At 58.2% G+C, this 17,829-nt stretch carries 16 protein-coding genes; 7 read left to right on the top strand and 9 right to left on the bottom strand.

The window, feature by feature from the left end; genetic code table 11:
* The first annotated feature begins 118 nt into the window (after window positions 1–118).
* The 3 genes from WBR57_RS24865 to WBR57_RS24855 all read left to right on the top strand — a co-directional run bounded on the left by WBR57_RS24865 (window position 119) and on the right by WBR57_RS24855 (window position 5,532).
* Window positions 119–1,543, top strand: a complete 1,425-nt coding sequence (locus WBR57_RS24865) for a gamma-aminobutyraldehyde dehydrogenase (protein WP_424087552.1) — start codon at window positions 119–121, stop codon at window positions 1,541–1,543.
* A 143-nt stretch (window positions 1,544–1,686) separates the two neighbouring features.
* Window positions 1,687–3,549 (top strand): NAD(P)-binding protein, encoded by a 1,863-nt coding sequence (locus WBR57_RS24860; RefSeq protein ID WP_424087550.1) that lies wholly within the window; start codon window positions 1,687–1,689, stop codon window positions 3,547–3,549.
* 357 nt (window positions 3,550–3,906) lie between these two features.
* Complete coding sequence (locus WBR57_RS24855) at window positions 3,907–5,532, top strand: glucan biosynthesis protein D (protein WP_424087548.1); 1,626 nt, start codon at window positions 3,907–3,909, stop codon at window positions 5,530–5,532.
* A gap of 50 nt (window positions 5,533–5,582) precedes the next feature.
* Here the strand turns inward: WBR57_RS24855 and WBR57_RS24850 are convergent, their stop codons facing one another.
* The 3 genes from WBR57_RS24850 to WBR57_RS24840 form a co-directional block, all read right to left on the bottom strand.
* Window positions 5,583–5,768, bottom strand: a complete 186-nt coding sequence (locus WBR57_RS24850; RefSeq protein WP_424087546.1) for a hypothetical protein — start codon at window positions 5,766–5,768, stop codon at window positions 5,583–5,585.
* Between the two features lie 273 nt (window positions 5,769–6,041).
* Window positions 6,042–7,148 (bottom strand): NADH:flavin oxidoreductase/NADH oxidase, encoded by a 1,107-nt coding sequence (locus WBR57_RS24845; protein WP_424087545.1) that lies wholly within the window; start codon window positions 7,146–7,148, stop codon window positions 6,042–6,044.
* A 126-nt stretch (window positions 7,149–7,274) separates the two neighbouring features.
* Window positions 7,275–9,176: a potassium transporter Kup gene (locus tag WBR57_RS24840; protein ID WP_424087542.1), complete on the bottom strand. Its 1,902-nt coding sequence runs from the start codon at window positions 9,174–9,176 to the stop codon at window positions 7,275–7,277.
* Window positions 9,177–9,845: 669 nt separating this feature from the next.
* Here WBR57_RS24840 and WBR57_RS24835 point away from each other — a divergent pair.
* On the top strand, window positions 9,846–10,748 hold the full coding sequence (locus tag WBR57_RS24835) for a hypothetical protein (protein WP_424087540.1): 903 nt from the start codon (window positions 9,846–9,848) through the stop codon (window positions 10,746–10,748).
* A 206-nt stretch (window positions 10,749–10,954) separates the two neighbouring features.
* Here WBR57_RS24835 and WBR57_RS24830 read toward each other — a convergent pair whose 3' ends face one another.
* Window positions 10,955–11,401 carry a GNAT family N-acetyltransferase gene (locus WBR57_RS24830; RefSeq protein ID WP_054071054.1) on the bottom strand — a complete coding sequence of 149 codons (447 nt, stop codon included), beginning with the start codon at window positions 11,399–11,401 and terminating at the stop codon, window positions 10,955–10,957.
* A 497-nt stretch (window positions 11,402–11,898) separates the two neighbouring features.
* Between WBR57_RS24830 and WBR57_RS24825 the strand changes: the two genes are divergently transcribed.
* Window positions 11,899–12,114, top strand: a complete 216-nt coding sequence (locus WBR57_RS24825) for a hypothetical protein (RefSeq protein WP_424087537.1) — start codon at window positions 11,899–11,901, stop codon at window positions 12,112–12,114.
* 77 nt (window positions 12,115–12,191) lie between these two features.
* Here WBR57_RS24825 and WBR57_RS24820 read toward each other — a convergent pair whose 3' ends face one another.
* Window positions 12,192–12,686 (bottom strand): DUF4760 domain-containing protein, encoded by a 495-nt coding sequence (locus WBR57_RS24820; protein WP_424087536.1) that lies wholly within the window; start codon window positions 12,684–12,686, stop codon window positions 12,192–12,194.
* Window positions 12,687–13,566: 880 nt separating this feature from the next.
* Here WBR57_RS24820 and WBR57_RS24815 point away from each other — a divergent pair.
* On the top strand, window positions 13,567–13,812 hold the full coding sequence (locus tag WBR57_RS24815; protein WP_424087534.1) for a hypothetical protein: 246 nt from the start codon (window positions 13,567–13,569) through the stop codon (window positions 13,810–13,812).
* 6 nt (window positions 13,813–13,818) lie between these two features.
* A complete protein-coding gene (locus tag WBR57_RS24810) occupies window positions 13,819–14,115 on the top strand; it encodes a hypothetical protein (RefSeq protein ID WP_074851586.1) in 297 nt (98 codons plus the stop codon).
* An 811-nt stretch (window positions 14,116–14,926) separates the two neighbouring features.
* On the opposite strand, the gene WBR57_RS24805 is transcribed toward WBR57_RS24810, so the two are convergent.
* The 4 genes from WBR57_RS24805 to WBR57_RS24790 form a co-directional block, all read right to left on the bottom strand.
* Window positions 14,927–15,898 (bottom strand): hypothetical protein, encoded by a 972-nt coding sequence (locus tag WBR57_RS24805; protein ID WP_424087532.1) that lies wholly within the window; start codon window positions 15,896–15,898, stop codon window positions 14,927–14,929.
* Window positions 15,871–16,575 carry a hypothetical protein gene (locus WBR57_RS24800; protein ID WP_424087530.1) on the bottom strand — a complete coding sequence of 235 codons (705 nt, stop codon included), beginning with the start codon at window positions 16,573–16,575 and terminating at the stop codon, window positions 15,871–15,873. Before WBR57_RS24800 ends, WBR57_RS24805 begins: the two co-directional genes overlap by 28 nt.
* Complete coding sequence (locus tag WBR57_RS24795; protein WP_424087528.1) at window positions 16,572–17,111, bottom strand: DNA-binding protein; 540 nt, start codon at window positions 17,109–17,111, stop codon at window positions 16,572–16,574. The genes WBR57_RS24800 and WBR57_RS24795 overlap by 4 nt, the downstream gene beginning before the upstream one ends.
* The coding region (locus WBR57_RS24790) for a hypothetical protein (protein WP_424087526.1) at window positions 17,108–17,829 on the bottom strand (722 nt) is incomplete at its 5' end. The genes WBR57_RS24795 and WBR57_RS24790, both read right to left, overlap by 4 nt.

The raw sequence follows: 17,829 nt of genomic DNA, 5'->3' as shown, positions 1-17,829 counted from the left end.
TGGCAGTGGGTCAGTTGTAGAGGGTGTGACTGGAAGATTGCTATCGGGGGCAAGCCCCCTCCCACATTTAGAGCCCGTTTATTCAAGGAATTAACGATAGTTGGTGGAGAGCTGAACCATGCAAACCAAATTACTGATCAACGGCCACCTGGTCGAAGGCGAAGGTCCGGCCCAGGCCGTATTCAACCCGGCGCTCGGCCGCGTGCTGGTGGAAATCAAGGAGGCCAGCGAAGCCCAGGTCGACGCCGCCGTGCGCGCCGCCGATGCGGCCTTCGAGAGCTGGTCGCAAACCGCACCCAAGGATCGCTCGCTGTTGCTGCTTAAACTGGCGGACGCGATCGAGGCCCACGGCGAAGAGCTGGCCAAGCTCGAATCGGACAATTGCGGCAAGCCCTACAGCGCCGCGCTGAACGATGAGATCCCGGCGATTGCCGACGTGTTCCGCTTCTTCGCCGGCGCCAGCCGCTGCATGAGCGGTTCGGCTGGCGGCGAATATTTGCCCGGTCACACCTCGATGATCCGCCGCGACCCGGTGGGCGTGATCGCTTCCATCGCGCCGTGGAACTACCCGCTGATGATGGTCGCCTGGAAAATCGCCCCGGCCCTCGCCGCCGGTAATACCGTGGTGCTCAAGCCGTCGGAGCAAACCCCGCTGACGGCCCTGCGCATGGTCGAACTGGCGTCGGAAATCTTCCCGGCCGGCGTGCTCAACCTGGTCTTCGGCCGTGGGCCGACCGTGGGCAGCCCATTGGTCAACCACCCGAAAGTGCGCATGGTGTCGTTGACCGGCTCCATCGCCACCGGCGCGAACATCATCGCCAGCACCGCCGACAGCGTGAAGCGCATGCACATGGAGCTGGGCGGCAAGGCCCCGGTGATCATCTTCAATGACGCGGATATCGACGCCGCCGTGGAAGGCATTCGCACCTTCGGCTTTTATAACGCCGGCCAGGACTGCACCGCCGCGTGCCGCATCTACGCCCAGGCGGATATCTACGATGCGTTCGTCGAGAAGCTCGGCGCGGCGGTCGCCAGCATCAAGTACGGCCTGCAGGACGACCCGGCTACCGAGCTGGGCCCGCTGATCACCGCGCAACACCGCGACCGCGTGGCCGGGTTTGTCGAACGCGCCGTGGCGCAGCCGCACATTCGTCTGGTCACGGGCGGCAAGGCGGTGGAAGGCAATGGCTTCTTCTTTGAGCCTACGGTGCTGGCCGATGCGCAGCAGGACGACGAGATCGTGCGCCGCGAAGTGTTCGGGCCGGTGGTGTCGGTGACCAAGTTCACCGATGAAGCGCAAGTGTTGGGCTGGGCCAACGATTCGGACTACGGCCTGGCGTCGTCGGTATGGACCGCCGATGTAGGCCGCGCCCACCGCCTCGCCGCCCGCTTGCAGTACGGCTGCACCTGGGTGAACACCCACTTCATGCTTGTCAGCGAAATGCCCCACGGCGGTCAGAAACTGTCGGGGTATGGCAAGGACATGTCCATGTATGGCTTGGAGGACTACACCACGGTTCGCCATGTGATGTTCAAGCACTGACGCATTACCCCTGTGAGAGCGGGCTTGCTCGCGAATACCGCGTGTCAGTCGACACATATGTGTCTGATGGACCGCTTTCGCGAGCGAGCCCGCTCACACAGGGGATCTCCTTCATAACAATAAAAATTCGTAGGTTCTTCCCCATGGACATTACCCGCCGCGACTTCCTCAACGGCGTCGCCATCACGATTGCCGCCGGCATGACGCCCCTGCAAATCCTCCAGGCCGCGCCCGACGGTCGCTACTACCCACCCGCCCTCACCGGCCTGCGCGGCAGCCATGTCGGCGCGTTCGAAGTGGCGCACCAGATGGGCTGGGAGAAAAAGGTCTTCGACACCGAGAAACTGCCGATCACCGAGGACTATGACCTGGTGGTGGTCGGCGGCGGCCTGAGCGGCTTGTCGGCGGCGTGGTTCTACCGCGAGAAGCACCCGAAGGCGAAGATCCTGATCCTGGAAAACCACGACGACTTTGGCGGGCACGCCAAGCGTAATGAGTTCCAGGCCGGTGGCCGCATGATCATCGGCTACGGCGGCAGCGAGGCGTTCCAGTCGCCCAACCACCTCTATAGCAAGCAGGTAAATGGCCTGCTGAAAAAACTCGGGGTAAACATCAAGCGCTTCGAGACCGCCTTCGACCGCCAGTTCTACCCGGGCCTGGGGCTGTCGCGCGGGGTGTTCTTCGACAAGGAAAACTTCGGCGAAGACAAACTGGTGACCGGCGACCCAACGCCCATGGTCGCCGACGATATCGCACCGGACCAACTGCACGCGCGCGCCATCAGCGACTTCATCAATGATTTCCCGCTGCCGCCCGCCGACCGCCAGGCCTTGATCGACCTGCACACCACGCCCAGGGATTACCTGCCGGGCAAGACCGCCGAAGAAAAGGCCGACTACCTGGCAGCCACCAGCTACCGCGATTTTTTGCTGAAGAACGTAGGTTTGTCGGAAGGCGCAGTGAAGTACTTTCAGAGCCGCACCAATGACTTCATGGCCTTGAGCATTGATGCGGTGGCGTCGTCGGACGCTTACAGCGTCGGTTTCCCAGGCTTCGGCGGGATGAACCTGGCGCCGATCAGCGAGGAAGCCGCCGCAGAAATGGAAGAGCCCTACATCTACCACTTCCCGGATGGCAATGCGTCACTCGCGCGTTTGCTGGTGCGCAGCCTAGTCCCGGGCGTCGCGCCGGGACACACCATGGATGATATCGTGCTGGCGACCTTCGACTACGCCAAGCTCGATCAGCCCAAGGCGCCGGTACGTGTGCGCTTGAACAGCACGGCGGTCAGCGTGCGCAACGTGGGGGATGGTGTGCACATCGGCTACAGCCGCGGCGGACAACTCGCACAAGTGCGTGGCAAGCGCTGCATCCTGGCCTGCTACAACATGATGATCCCGTACCTGTTGAAAGACCTGCCGGCGCCCCAGGCCCACGCGTTGAGCCAGAATGTGAAATTCCCGCTGGTGTACACCAAAGTGGTGATCCGTAACTGGCAGTCGTTTCAGAAACTGGGGGTGCACGAGATTTACGCGGCGACCCAGCCATACAGCCGGATCAAGCTGGATTACCCGGTGAGCATGGGCGGCTACGACCACCCGCGCGACCCGACGCAGCCGATTGGCTTGCACATGGTCTACGTGCCCACCAGCCCCAACAGCGGCATGAACGCCCGCGACCAGGCCCGCGCCGGGCGGGGCAAGTTGTATGGGCAGACGTTCGAGCAGTTGGAGGCACAGTTGCGTGATCAGCTGCAGCGCATGCTCGGGCCGGGCGGGTTTAACCATGAAACCGACATCCTCGGGATCACGGTGAACCGCTGGTCCCATGGCTATGCGTATTTTTCCAACAGCCTGTTTGATGACGCCGATGAGAGTGAAGCCTTGATGAACCTGGCGCGCAAACCGCTGGGGCACGTGAGCATCGCCAACTCGGACGCGGCATGGAGCGCGTATGCGCATGCGGCGATTGATGAGGCGTACCGGGCGGTAGGTGAAGTGAGCTGAAATAAGCTCTAACTGGCAATACAAAACCAAATGTGGGAGGGGGCTTGCCCCCGATGGCAGTGGGCCAGTCACTTAATGTGTTGGCTGACACACCGCTATCGTGGGCAAGCCCCCTCCCACATTTTGATCTTCACAATATTTGAGTAGGGTGTTCATCCACAGGCCCGGAAACGTCTTGTTTCATATGCACTGCCATCACTCAGCTATCAATCATTTTTCCTACGTCATCGAACCGCTTAAGCTATCCGGCGTCTGTTTAATGTCCGTTGCGTTTGGCCGAAGGCATGTCCGAACCGTAATTTCTGATCCAGCACGTGCCAGGAACGGCGCGGGATTTGCTCACGACAGGTTGTCTCTATGCACCGCAGGAATTTGCTCAAAGCGTCCATGGCCATTGCGGCTTACACCGGTTTATCCGCCAGCGGGCTGCTCGCCGCGCAGGCCTGGGCCGGCAACCGCGCCGCCGACGGCAAGGCCGTGGCATTCGATTTTGAAGCGTTGAAGGCTCAGGCCAAGCAGCTCGCCGGGACCGCGTATAAAGACACCAAGCAGGTGCTGCCGCCAACACTGGCGACCATGACCCCGCAGAATTTCAACGCCATCGGTTACGACGGCAACCATTCGCTGTGGAAGGAATTGAACGGCCAACTCGACGTGCAATTCTTCCACGTCGGCATGGGGTTCAAGACCCCGGTGCGCATGCACAGCGTTGACCCCAAGACCCGTGAAGCCCGCGAAGTGCACTTCCGCCCCTCGCTGTTCAACTATGAAAAAACCACGGTCGACACCAAACAGCTGACCGGCGACCTGGGTTTCTCCGGTTTCAAGCTGTTCAAGGCGCCGGAACTGGATCGCCATGACGTGCTGTCCTTCCTCGGCGCCAGCTACTTCCGCGCGGTGGACTCCACGGGCCAGTACGGCCTTTCGGCACGTGGCCTGGCGATTGATACCTATGCGAAAAAACGCGAGGAATTCCCCGATTTCACGCAGTTCTGGTTCGAAACGCCGGCCAAGGACGCCACCCGTTTTGTCGTCTACGCCCTGCTCGACTCGCCCAGCGCGACCGGCGCCTACCGCTTCGACATCGACTGCCAGGCCAACCAGGTGGTGATGGCGATCGACGCCAACATCAATGCGCGCACCGCCATCGAACAGCTGGGCATCGCGCCGATGACCAGCATGTTCAGCTGCGGCACCCATGAGCGCCGCATGTGCGACACCATCCACCCGCAAATCCACGACTCGGACCGCCTGGCGATGTGGCGTGGCAATGGCGAATGGATTTGCCGCCCGCTGAACAACCCGGCCAAGTTGCAGTTCAACGCGTTCGCCGACACCGATCCGAAAGGCTTCGGCCTGGTGCAGACCGACCATGAGTTCGCCAGCTACCAGGACACCGTGGACTGGTACAGCAAGCGCCCGAGCCTGTGGGTAGAACCGACCACCGCCTGGGGCGAGGGCTCGATTGACCTGCTGGAGATCCCGACCACCGGCGAGACCCTGGATAATATCGTGGCCTTCTGGACCCCGAAAAAACCCGTGGCGCCCGGCGACTCGCTCAATTATGGCTACAAGCTGTACTGGAGCGCCCTGCCACCGGTGAGCACGCCGTTGGCGCAGGTCGACGCGACCCGCTCCGGCATGGGCGGTTTCACCGAAGGCTGGGCACCGGGCGAGCATTACCCGGAAGTCTGGGCACGCCGCTTTGCCGTGGACTTCAAAGGCGGCGGCCTGGACCGCCTGCCCGCCGGCACCGGGATCGAGCCGGTGGTGACCTGTTCCCACGGCGAAGTGAAAGATTTCAGCGTGCTGGTGCTCGACAACATCAAGGGCTATCGCATCCTGTTCGACTGGTACCCGACCAGCAACAGTGTGGAGCCGGTTGAACTGCGGCTGTTTATCCGCACCCAGGACCGCACCCTGAGTGAAACCTGGCTGTACCAGTACTTCCCGCCGGCACCCGAGCTGCGCAAGTACACCTGATGCCCACTGTGGGAGGCGGCTTGCCGGGGCAAGTCCCCTCCTACATTTTTTCAGAACCGCGACACACTCTTCATCGCCCCAATCAGATACCGCATCGCCACCTGATCACTCTCGGTCAGGGCGCGATACTGCGCGAGCAGTTCGGCTTCATCCGAGCTCAACCGGCGGCCACGCGGGAACACCCTGCGGGTCAGAAACGACGTCACCATACCCGCTACACCATAGGACTTGGCCATGGACTGTTTCTCCTGATATCGATCAAATACTCCTGGCGCCCATCACCTGCAGCCCCTGAGGTGCGATACCTGCATGGGCAAACAGACTGACTCCCTGGGCCGGAAATCAGACTTACTCTAAGCGTAGAAACTATCTGGCGAACCTGTGGGATTTTTTTAGAGCATTCACTTAAAAAACCACATAGGTAACAAATACCTACAGACCCTTCTCACGCTGTCACCCATGAAAAAACCCACCGGGTCAGGGTGGGTTCGGGTGCGGCGCGGGCTGGGTCAATCTCTCAGGTCAGACTCATGAATCGGCTGGTCGCGATGCGTCGCGCGTTGGTACTGCGCCGGCCAGACCGCCTTGCGCCCGCCCAGGTCATCGTCGGCGTGCAGCGGCCAGTAAGGGTCGCGCAGCAGCTCGCGGGCGAGGAAGATCAGGTCGGCCTGGCAGGTACGCAGGATGTGCTCGGCCTGGGCCGGCTCGGTGATCATGCCGACCGTCCCGGTAGCGATACCCGATTCCTTGCGCACACGCTCGGCAAAGCGCGTCTGGTAACCGGGGCCGGTGGGGATCTCGGCGTTGGCGGCAGTGCCACCGGAGGACACGTCGATCAGGTCCACGCCCAGGTCTTTCAAACGGCGCGCCAGCTCCACGGTTTCATCGGGGTTCCAGCCGTCTTCGACCCAATCGGTGGCCGATACGCGCACAAACAGTGGCAGGTCCTGGGGCCAGACTTCACGCACAGCTTTAGTCACTTCCAGCACCAGGCGGATGCGATTTTCAAACGAGCCGCCGTAGTGGTCCTGGCGTTGATTGCTGATCGGCGAAAGGAACTGATGCAGCAGGTAACCGTGGGCCGCGTGGATTTCCACCACCTCGAAACCGGCGGTCAATGCGCGCCTGGCGGCGGCGACAAAGTCGGCGATCAGTTGCTGGATCTGCCCTTCGTCGAGCTGCTTGGGCTGCGTGTGGTTCGGGTCAAAGGCAATCGGCGACGGCCCTACCGGTACCCAGCCGCCGTCTTGCGGCTTGACGCTGCCGTGCTTGCCGATCCACGGCCGATGGGTGCTGGCCTTGCGCCCGGCGTGGGCCAATTGAATGCCTGCCACCGCGCCCTGGGCGGCAATAAAGCGCGTGATGCGTTGCAGCGGTTCGATTTGTTCGTCGTTCCACAGGCCCAGGTCTTCGGCGGTGATGCGGCCATCGGCGGTCACGGCGGTGGCTTCGGTGAATATCAGCCCGGCGCCGCCGACTGCGCGGCTGCCGAGGTGCACGAGGTGCCAGTCGTTGGCCAGGCCATCAACGCTTGAGTATTGGCACATTGGCGAGACGACAATGCGGTTGAGCAAGGTCAATTGGCGCAGGGTGTAGGGTTCGAGCAGCTGACTCATGGCGCACCTCTTGTGGGTTCTGTGGGCACTATTCAAACAGTGCTTAGAGCCTAGTCGACAACGGTGGCGTGCACAGGGTTCAGAAGGAAAACGGGAGCCGATTGCCGGCTCCCGTGTCGCAGCAGCTTACATTTCGACCTGGGTGCCCAGCTCGATCACCCGGTTTACCGGGAGCTTGAAGAAGCGCAGGTTGCCGTTGGCGTTTTTCAACATGAACGCAAACAAGGCTTCACGCCACCGCGCCATGCCCTTGATGCGCGAGGCGATCACCGTTTCACGGCTGAGGAAGTAGGTGGTGCGCATCGGGCTGAAATCGAGGTCGTCCAGATGGCACAGCTTCAACGCTTCGGGCACGTCCGGCTCATCGGTAAAGCCGAAGTGCAGGATTACCCGGAAGAAGCCTTCGCCGTAGGAGTCGACCTCGAAACGGCGTGCGGCAGGTACACGCGGAATATCCTCGTAGACCACCGTCAGCAGCACCACCTGCTCGTGCAACACCTGGTTATGCAGCAGGTTGTGCAACAGCGCGTGGGGCACGGCGTCGGGCCGCGCGGTGAGGAACACCGCCGTGCCCTGCACGCGATGCGGCGGCTGCACGCGGATACTGCTGATAAAAATCGGCAGCGGCAGGCCGCCTTCGTCGAGGCGCTCCACCAGCAATTGCTTGCCGCGCTTCCAGGTGGTCATCAGCACGAACAGCACAATCCCCGCCAACACCGGGAAGGCGCCGCCCTGGATGATCTTCGGCACGTTGGCCGCAAAGTACAGCCCATCCACCAACAGGCAGCAGACCAACACCGGCACCGCCAGGATCGGTGGCCATTTCCACAGCAGCAGCATCACCGCCGACACCAGGATGGTGGTCATCAGCATGGTGCCGGTCACGGCCACGCCGTAGGCCGAGGCCAGCGCGTTGGAGGACTCGAAGCCCAGCACCAGCAGGATCACGCCGACCATCAGCGACCAGTTCACCGCGCCGATGTAGATCTGGCCCTGCTCGGCACTCGAAGTGTGCTGAGTGTGCATGCGCGGGATGTAACCCAACTGGATCGCCTGGCGCGTCAACGAGAACGCCCCGGAAATCACCGCCTGGGACGCAATCACCGTGGCCAGGGTCGACAACACCACCAGCGGGATCAGCGCCCAGCTTGGCGCCAGCAGGTAAAACGGGTTGCGCGCCGCTTCCGGGTCGCCGAGCAGCATCGCGCCCTGGCCGAAATAGTTGAGCACCAACGCCGGCAACACCAGGATGAACCAGGCGCGGGCAATGGGCTTGCGGCCGAAGTGGCCCATGTCGGCGTACAGCGCCTCGGCGCCGGTCAACGCCAGCACCACCGCGCCAAGAATCGCCACGCCAATACCGGGGTGGGCCTCGAAGAACCGCACGGCCCACATCGGGTTCATGGCCTTGAGCACTTCAGGGTGCAGGGTGATGCCATAAATGCCCAGGCCACCAAGCACCAGAAACCAGGTGACCATCACCGGCCCGAACAGCTTGCCGATGCGGTCGGTGCCGTGTTTCTGGATCAGGAACAGCGCCACCAGTACCACCAGGGCGATCGGTACGACCCACTTGTCGAGACCATCGAATGCCAGTTCCAGACCTTCCACGGCCGACAATACGGAAATCGCCGGGGTGATCATGCTGTCGCCGTAGAACAGCGCCGCCCCGCACAGGCCGCACACCACGAGGAAACTGCGCAACTTCTTGCGCTCCCCCGCCGCCCGTCGCGCCAGCGCCGTCAGCGCCATGATGCCGCCCTCGCCCTGGTTATCGGCGCGCAGCACGAACAGCATGTACTTGATCGACACCACCCAGATCAGCGACCAGAAAATCAGCGCCAGAATCCCCAGCACCCCGTCATGGTTGACCTGAACCCCATAACCACCGTTGAACACCTCTTTAAGGGTGTAGAGCGGGCTGGTGCCGATATCGCCATAAACCACCCCGACCGCTGCTACCAGCATGCCAATCGGCTTGGCGTTTGAATGCTCGGCACCTGCTGCCTGACTACTCGCGTGACCCATCAACCACTCCTGCCCTTTGACCTGAGGTCTTTTATAAACAACGCGTCTAAGCTGACCCTAGCATGCGCTGTTTTACTTCTCGTAACAGACGTTTTATTGACCCAGGAGTTTTACCCGCGTGCAACGGCGCGAAGCATAGCGCAGCACTCGTCGCATTTCCCTGCATAAAGCTGGTCAAGTGCGTTGCCCGTCGATAGAATTGCGCACTTTTTGATCAGAGGCACACCAAGTGCCCGTCCGCAGCCTTGTCGTGCCCGACGGGCAGCGTCATTCAATACCGAGGTTAGACATGTCCACCACCATCGCAAAAGCCAACCCCAAGGTTGGCTTTGTTTCCCTGGGTTGCCCTAAAGATATCTGATCTATACATGAAAAGACTGAGTAAAAATAAAGCCTCCTAAGCCTGATAATGAGGCTTCGATTTTCCCCTCATCAAATCTCTAACTTCAATGACTGCGGCACGGTGAATCCAATACGCGGTCACCCGTGCGCGGTATTGGTGGGCGATTGATGCAAGGTGATAATCCGCCGAAACACTGCAATCCATCCCCATAGATGATTACCCTGAAATCCATGAGGCTGAGTGGGGGAATTTCGATTAGTGTGCCTACACAGAAGAACGATCGAATCGGCACCCTTTAACCTAATTCCGCATTGGGATTTTCACACATGACTGATTTTGCCTCCGTGTACGCAGAGCTTTCCCCCCTGTGGGAGAGCATCAAAGGTTTTGCGAACTCATCCTTCACGACTTCGCTTGCGGGGGCTTTCGCCGGTGCTGTAGCGGCACAGCGCGTCGCGGAAAAAGGCAAATTCAGAGAGGAGTTGATAAAGGAATTTCAACATACCAACGCGGTTATATCGCTCGCAACGGGTGTAGCGTGCCTTGCGCTGGCATTGAAATCGCAGCACATCAAAGCCTTGAAGACTTCTTACGATAATGATCAGAAGAGTTTTGAGGCGCACAAGGAAAGAATACGTGCATGCCAGATTCCCGCAGATACTCCTTTCGAGATCAGCCCTAGCCTTCTCTTCTTACAAGAGATCTCACCTCCTATTGCGACTATTCAGGATATCGTTCTGGGACGATTGTCTACCGTCGGTCGGGCAATCTCAGTTGTCACAGCACTTGCAGATTCTGTAGGAAACCTGAACGGGGCTTTATCCAAGCGAAACGAGCTGCTGAATACTTTCAAGAACAACCAATTCCCGGAGGGAGCCACTATCCACCACATGTATCTGGGTTTGCCGTATGGAGAAACGCATATCAACCAAGAATACGGTGGATCTATAGAGGCCATTTCCCTGTACACGGATTGCATAATTTTTTTCAGTATCAAGCTATGCGAGGACTTGAGAGACCACGGCGAAACACTCAGAAAACGCTACCGCTCGCGGTTGAGAGGAAGCCCGCCAAGGATTAACACATTCGACTTTGAACAACCCCGTCAGGATGGGTTGATTCCTAAGGATGAAGAGTATGAAGATTGGTTATCTGGGTTCGTCTCTGTACCTGAGCCCTCCTCAGAAAAGTGGTGGCGCCGTGTAAATCTGAGGGTCTGGTTCAACTGATCCTAATACCGTGATTCCGCGCCGCACCCACGCTTGATAGTCGTATTAACGGGGAGTAGCGTTTTTGAAGTGCTTACAGTTGCGCAAAAGGCCTGCAGAGCTGGGCCGCCAGCAACTTTGGGGGGCTATGAAGAGGCTTGAGTTCAGTCCCTGGTGCGTAAGCGTATGGCAGATACACCTTGTCAGCAATATGATGACTGCCTACATCAGCTGTTGCCTAGCTGCATGACATGGGTAGCATGAGGAATATCTGTTCGTATGAAACCACAGTGCAGATAAAACGAATCGCCCTCGGGAGTATCAGTAGAAAGGTGCACGCTCCGAAAGCGAAGAGCCGCATGTGTCAGCAGCGCTTTTACTAAAGCTTGGCCAACATGCTGTCCTCTTGATGAAGCTGCGACATATACCCGGCGTAGCCTTGCCGTATTGGCCTCCGCATATGGATCAATGGACAAGCCCCCGACGCCTATCAGTTGCTGGTTCAAGCACGCCACCATAAGACACTCGCCGGGTGCATCGAAACGGTTCGTCCCCGAGTGCCACTCGTCAATCAACCGGGTGATAAACCTGAAACCTTCCTCAACCGCCTCTTTTTCCAATGCCAGAATCTTCGGTGGCAAGTGCGTGATCTGATGGATCTCGAATTGTTTCATTCATTGTCCTTGTTTTTTGGGGGTAAGCGGATGGCGAACTCACTTACCGAATCGCCCTTATGGCTGGGATCAGGTAGGTGAGTTCGCCGGAGGGTTACCCTGGTGCAGACGGATCAGAACCTAAAAACTTAAATTATCGGCGTTTTTGAATTTTCCACTCACCAAGCTCGGGCAGTCCCACGCCCCACTCGCCCGTGGAAGCCCTCAAGATCCAGTATCTACACACGTTTCTGAGAATGTGGACGGTAAATCCATATCCATTGCATTCAATGCAATGACCGCTATATCTCGATACCCGCAGCTAGCCTGCCCCGCAACAGTAATTGCAAACACGAGCCCTTAGCATGAAAAACCGACGCAAAGCCAGCCCTCGGGGTGGGGGAAAAGCATTCCGTACCTTGGTTTTCTCGGGACGTAATTTTTCCAGTGCGTAATGGTCTTTGCGGCGCAGTTGGTGAATGCCGTAGCATCTGTAAACCAGACACGAGGACGTGACGATGATTGAAGAGAAAAGGTATATCACGATGTTGATTGGTCTGCTTAGGGACGGGAGAACATCAGAAGAACGCGCTGCTGCTGCTCGCGGTCTTGGTTTTACCGGTAGCGAGGAGGCTGTTGAAGCCTTAAGTTTGACGATAGCTAATGGTCGGACGGCAGAAGAACGTGCTGCTGCAGCTGAATCGTTGGGGCAAGCTTTGGCCAATAGACGCTGATTGCGCTTTTAGTCAGAATGACGCAAAAAAAGCCCCCACACCTTCGTAAGTGTGGGGGCTTTTTCAGTAAGGAACTCTTAAACCTTGAGTGGCTTCTTTTCCCACTTCAGCGCAAGTTTTTCAAAATCCTTGTAAAACGTCTTTTTCCCCGTCTGATGTCGAACAGCATCGATAAAGGGCTTGGCTTTCCGGTACAAATTTACAACATTCGTCCGGTTCGCCTGACGAAGCATTTCTTCATGATAAATGCCCTCGTTGATTCCGACGCAAATTCGCTCCCAGTGGTTCAGGACGTATTTTACCGCTCGGGTCTCATCGCCATCTGCTCTCTCAGGCATGAGTAGGTCTTTGATGGATCCGGCAGGGTCATGCATCGTCGCAACCATTTCATTGCCAAGGCGCAACTGCTCATCCATGCGGCATCCAAACATCAGATCGGCTGTTTGCTTTTTCTTGGCCGTCGATTGCACCTTGATGACCGAAATGATGGCGACCAGGACGCCCGTCATGAGCAACATATTTCTAAAGGCTTCGGATGCAAGCTGTGTGGTAACCGACGTACAAATATCCATTTTTTTGATTCCACCCATAAAAAATGGAGACCGATGGTCTCCATTTGGAAGCTGTAAATAGCGGTTTAGAAGCCTTCGTACTCTTCATAGGCTGGTGCGGACAATACGTTCATATTCATCCCTCATCTCTGTTTCGTTAGCGAATTAGCTAAACTGAGTGCGCTTTATATAGCACTGGCTTGGTGCCGGTCAACAGGCTCTCTTCTGTCATCTACGGGAATTCACTGTGCTCCGCCGAGGTCCTACACTCATAGAGTAGACGGTTTTTTTGAGAGATCGTTCCCGACGTTCCGTAGTGGACCGACGGTTCCGAAGCTGGCGTAGGCCACCTCAATATAGCGTCGAAAACAGAGAGCAAAAATGAAATCAAGAATCCAGCCTGAAAAACGTTTGTAGCCCTTTAACCACAAGGTCTACAGCCACGCGACAGTCCCCACCTGACTTCAAAGGATGGGCTATAAAAAGCTGCCATGCAGATTCTGAAAATCACCCCAAACCATCGTTTCTCCGTTTTACACCGCTCTAGTCCACGCCTCTTCACTTGTGACTCCTGTGCTCCACGTTTCGCGCCTTGCGCAGCATTTTTTCCAAAAATTGAAAAACCTGTCAAAAAATGAAAAACGACTTAACTTGCCAAGGCCTCCAGCCGGCTTGGGCTGGCGGGTTGTTTTCATCACACGATTCATTTCGCAAAAAAAGTGTGCAAAGCCCGTCGGCGGGAGGGGGATAAGTGCTTTTTCGTCCGGTTTTTTCTTGCCGCTACAAATTTCGGCCCGCCGCCAGGACCCACTTCGTCGGATCACCGCTCAGCCAGTCACGCGCCGCAATATACTGTCTGCATATACAGTATTCGTAACAAGCGAACAGAGGCGGAGCAATGATGAACGCGAGTGACTCCACACAGAACGGTGTGACCTTATTCTGGCTAGAGGCGCTACGAGATGAGGCAGCCTTGCTGCGTCACCCAGGTGCACATCATAAAAAGCTGATTGATGCGGCGTACGCGCTTCATAGAGCACAGCTAATCGGCCCCGATAATCTCGCTGATTTACTTGAGCAAGCGGATGGAGCACTGGAATACGCCGTAGAAGCGCTTCTGGATGAACCCAGCGACCACTGGGGCTGACTTATCATGCATATGCTAGTGACCCCGATGCGCTGCAAAGGCGTAGCCCTGGACCCACAAGAAAGGAGGCGTTATCCGGCTATTAGGGGTGACGTACTTGTAGCTCCAGCGACAAGCAACGAGCTTGGCCGAAGCTCAAATGTAGCGCGGGTATCGAAGGGGATGCCGTTGGAACCTGATCCACTGCCTCGGTTGCTCGATGCGAACTTGTCCGGAATGGCACCGAACGGTTTCGTGCTGAGCGGCATTGAATATGTTGATGGATGCGCTTATGCGCAGTCTTGGTGGTGCCGCCTGGCATAGCAAGAAATCAAAGCGGGGACCAAAGGTCCCCGCTGTTTATGCGCTACAACTGCTGAACAATCCGATACAAACGACCAAGCCAATACATCGTCTGTAAGAGTCGAATCAGCTCTTCTGGAAACAGCCTTTTAAAAATCGATTTCATACGGAAAATCCTCAATCAAGGGTAATGCTTGCATCTCACCTTGTAAGTCTGCAAGCCTTTCCACCTGCCTTAGCAACAGTCCTTCAAAGTTTGTTTACCGTTAAAGGTAAACAAACCTTTAAGCCAAGCAGCCCCTATTAAGTCATACAGCTCAGCCAACCTAATGGGTTTCGTTATCTACGCGCGCTTGACCGGTCCATCGCTGAGCCCTACCCTTTGATTTCTGAAGATGCAAAGCGTAAAGCGGCAGGTGGTGAGGCGTCATTACCACAGGTTTTCCTAATCCAGGCAACCCCCAAAATGTCAGCCAAAAGGCCCGCCAATGCGCGGGCCTTGCCATTTCTGCAATAGATCCCCACACCCCTGATGGCACTTTCCTCGCTAGTTAGCGGGGTTTCGCCACTGAGGTTGCGGGAAAGTGTTTAGCGGTAGATAAGCGTTCGTCATACGAAAAAAAAACTAGATTCCGACGGGCGGCAGTGTCGCACTAGGCACATGTGCCTAGTTGTTTACGGTACACCGTAAAAAAATATCGTTAGTTATGAATCTGATTTCGAGTCTTCAAACTTATCTCTATAAATCGAGTGCAACGATTCACTATAAATAGAGAAAAAAACCGGCAAAAAATTCGTATCAGAAAACGCGGAAGAAATTGCGAGACTCAAATCAAAGAGTAATCGGTTTGAGTTTTCCCGATAAAGACAATGACTTCGCTGCTGCGCTCGAAAAGTCAGATGCGTTACCAGGTGCTGGTGTTGGACCATGGGTATGGGCGGCCAGTTGGAGATTCATCTGCTGCACCAATTCGAGCAAGTCACACAACACCTGCAGCACGTTCACTCCTTCGGATCCTAACCAAGTCTTTGGCGCGACCATGCGATGGCTGACCGCTGCAACGCTTTTACGCATCCCCTGAATCCTTTCTTCCATATCACCACCCACCATGGCATTAAGCTTCTGCCCCACCACCAGGTTCAAGTCGCGCCCGGTGGCCTGATGCAGATCGTCCAGCGCAGCCAGACTCGCAGACCCGCCCGAAAGTAGTTTCAGCGCACCCAGCGCCTCGATCTTCTTGATCCCACCCACTGACTCGGTTGAATGGTCCTCCACAGTCCTGGCGTGGCTCTGGAAGCTCTCAGTATTCTGCAATGCCTCCACTTCGCGCTCGATCGCCTTGTCCTGGATCTTCCCGTCCGTTTGGCGCAGCCAGTTGCCGTCGGCGTCGACGCGCTGCTGGCAGGCCTCACTGTGCTGCCACACCTGGTCACCCTTCGGCACCCGGGGCAGGCTCAGGCCGTGCGGCAGAATCTGCGTGATAAAGGGCTTATGCGGCAGGCCATAGGCAAAGCTGACCACCACGGTGGTGCCCTCTTCCGGGAAGCCATACATGCCAGCCTCTTGCCCGCCCATCGGCGCCGGCAACGGCAGGCCAGTCAGGATCGGCAGCGCTGGATCTGGCTCGCCATCGGGCAGCAGCACTTCCACGTCGACGCCAAAGCGCGGTCGGAAGTCGTCGCACAGGCCAGGCGCGGCCGGCGCATCAGGAACGGCCACCACGCGGCCAAAGCGTGGCAGGTGATAGCCACCGGTGAGTTCGGGAAATTGTCGCTCTACGCTGCGACGGATTGCGTCGTCCATTTGATCGCCATTTGGTTGCCGGCGAGCGTCACGCTGGTGATCCTCTCGCCCTGGTTGATGGTGGCGCCTGGGCGCAGTCCTGGTAGGGCCGCGATCATTGCGCTCTGGTTGCCCTGGTAGCCGTCGAAGAGTTCGACGGGCAGCTGCAGCGGTGAGCGGATGCCAAAGAAGCTGTCGGCCCAGCTGCCCACAAACACCTCGCCGTCGCCCTGCTGCTGCCAGATGAAGTCGGGGATGCTGAATACGCTGGCCAGACTGTCCATGGCCAGGTAGCCGGCAGCCAGGCTGTAGAAATATGGCGCTTTGACCTTGGCGTATGCCTTGTCTGGCACCCGGAAACGCAAGCCGGTCTTGTCGCTGACCTCGGCCAGCACGCCCTGCAGGTCGACGTGGCGCAAGTTCAGTGGCATAGGTTGCGATAGGATCGCCGCCAGTTCACGGCAGACCAGGATCTGCTGCACACTATTGATGGCCGTGGAGCGCTCGACAAAGCCAATGAAGTGACGCTGCAGCGTGCCGTCGTTGTAGCCGACATCGAGCGTCACCAGGCCTTTGAGCGGTGCGTCTGCCTGGATGGTGAAGGTCGCCCGGCCGGGGCTTTTGATATCAAGCCGCACTTCGCCCTTGATCATCGGATACGGCGTGCCGCTGATGGTGAGTACCTGGTGCAGTTTCATGGTGTCGGAGCCAGCCAGTTATCCACCTTTTTCAAGGTGCGTTCGAAGCCGCTCAGGTCGTCCGGGCTGCCGGATCCGTCACCACCGCCGGCGCCGACGGCCGAACCCGGGCCGGATTGCGACATCACGCTGTTGCCGGCGCGGCGAGTCTCCACCCGCTCAGGGTTGGACAGTTTCTCTGCCAGGGTGAACTGCACCAGCCATTGGTTGAGGGTGTCGTCTTCCCGGGCGCTCACGCCGTCGGAGAACTGCACTTCGCGGATGCCGAACGCGGCAGCGGTGTCGTTAACGATGCGGTACATGTGCAGCTGACCACCGCCGGCCGTGGCTTCCGCCAGGCGCATAAGGCTGCGCAGTTGGGGCGCGTCAATAAACGGAATAGCAAGGCTCACCGTCAGGGTTTTGGGCTTGAACCCCTTGTGTGCGGTCTGACTGTTGCTGGTCTGCCCCGACAGGTCGTCGCTTTCGATGCGCAGATTGGCTGTAATTTTCAGGCGCTTGCCCAGGACCTGCTGGCCATCGAGTAGAAGCGTCATAAGCCGACCAGCTCCCGAACAAAGTTCAAACCATCCCGCGAGCCCACCAGCAGCACGCCGGCGCACAGCACCCATTCATGACCAGGTGTATCGCCCTGCAGCAACGCACGGCGTAATTCGTTGTTGTCGCCTGGCCCCAAGATCCGCGCGCGCATGCTGTGGTCGGCGTTGCCGTCGGCCAGCAGGGCTTTCAGATCATTCAGCTGTTTGTCGCGGTCCTGCTGCTGGGCTGCTTTACGGCCGGCCAATGCGGCCAGGTCGCCCATGGGCGAGCTGTCGGCCGCGTAGCTCTCCAGCACGGCGATCTGCCCGGCCATGGATTGCTTGGCCGCTTTGACCACCGTGCAGCGCTCCAGGGGCAGCGCAGACCAACGCGGCAAAGGCCCTGCGCTGGGGATCTCCCACTTGTCAGCCTCCAGCCGCGACAGGTTCCGCGCTCGACGTTCGGCGCGCACCAGGTCAGGGATCGGCAGCAACGCATTGAAGCGCGCCAGAGTGTCGGCGAACTGATCCAGGCGCGTACTCAGGAACATCAGCGACAAGGCGTACTGAGGGCCAGCCGGCCGGCCGATATCGCTAACATCGACCAGCTTGGCGGCCAGCTGCTGCAGCAAGTTCGGTGCCGACAGAAAACGCTGATGGCCACGGCCCTGCCCTACTCCGTTTTGAAATGGCGTCACCGCCAGGCACGCCGGGGCCTCGCCCATCTGCCCCGCCA

This window comes from Pseudomonas sp., assembly GCF_049590575.1.
In the GTDB taxonomy this organism is placed as follows: domain Bacteria; phylum Pseudomonadota; class Gammaproteobacteria; order Pseudomonadales; family Pseudomonadaceae; genus Aquipseudomonas.
Note: the sequence above shows the minus strand (reverse complement) of the source record. Positions and strands in the feature narration are given on the sequence as shown.

Coding starts and splice junctions, on each gene's coding strand:
- WBR57_RS24820 (WP_424087536.1), bottom strand. CDS start 12,686: ATGGATATTTGTACGTCGGTTACCACACAGCTTGCATCCGAAGCCTTT.
- WBR57_RS24865 (WP_424087552.1), top strand. CDS start 119: ATGCAAACCAAATTACTGATCAACGGCCACCTGGTCGAAGGCGAAGGT.
- WBR57_RS24855 (WP_424087548.1), top strand. CDS start 3,907: ATGCACCGCAGGAATTTGCTCAAAGCGTCCATGGCCATTGCGGCTTAC.
- WBR57_RS24795 (WP_424087528.1), bottom strand. CDS start 17,111: ATGACGCTTCTACTCGATGGCCAGCAGGTCCTGGGCAAGCGCCTGAAA.
- WBR57_RS24825 (WP_424087537.1), top strand. CDS start 11,899: ATGATTGAAGAGAAAAGGTATATCACGATGTTGATTGGTCTGCTTAGG.
- WBR57_RS24800 (WP_424087530.1), bottom strand. CDS start 16,575: ATGAAACTGCACCAGGTACTCACCATCAGCGGCACGCCGTATCCGATG.
- WBR57_RS24860 (WP_424087550.1), top strand. CDS start 1,687: ATGGACATTACCCGCCGCGACTTCCTCAACGGCGTCGCCATCACGATT.
- WBR57_RS24850 (WP_424087546.1), bottom strand. CDS start 5,768: ATGGCCAAGTCCTATGGTGTAGCGGGTATGGTGACGTCGTTTCTGACC.
- WBR57_RS24845 (WP_424087545.1), bottom strand. CDS start 7,148: ATGAGTCAGCTGCTCGAACCCTACACCCTGCGCCAATTGACCTTGCTC.
- WBR57_RS24835 (WP_424087540.1), top strand. CDS start 9,846: ATGACTGATTTTGCCTCCGTGTACGCAGAGCTTTCCCCCCTGTGGGAG.
- WBR57_RS24830 (WP_054071054.1), bottom strand. CDS start 11,401: ATGAAACAATTCGAGATCCATCAGATCACGCACTTGCCACCGAAGATT.
- WBR57_RS24840 (WP_424087542.1), bottom strand. CDS start 9,176: ATGGGTCACGCGAGTAGTCAGGCAGCAGGTGCCGAGCATTCAAACGCC.
- WBR57_RS24815 (WP_424087534.1), top strand. CDS start 13,567: ATGAACGCGAGTGACTCCACACAGAACGGTGTGACCTTATTCTGGCTA.
- WBR57_RS24810 (WP_074851586.1), top strand. CDS start 13,819: ATGCATATGCTAGTGACCCCGATGCGCTGCAAAGGCGTAGCCCTGGAC.
- WBR57_RS24805 (WP_424087532.1), bottom strand. CDS start 15,898: ATGGACGACGCAATCCGTCGCAGCGTAGAGCGACAATTTCCCGAACTC.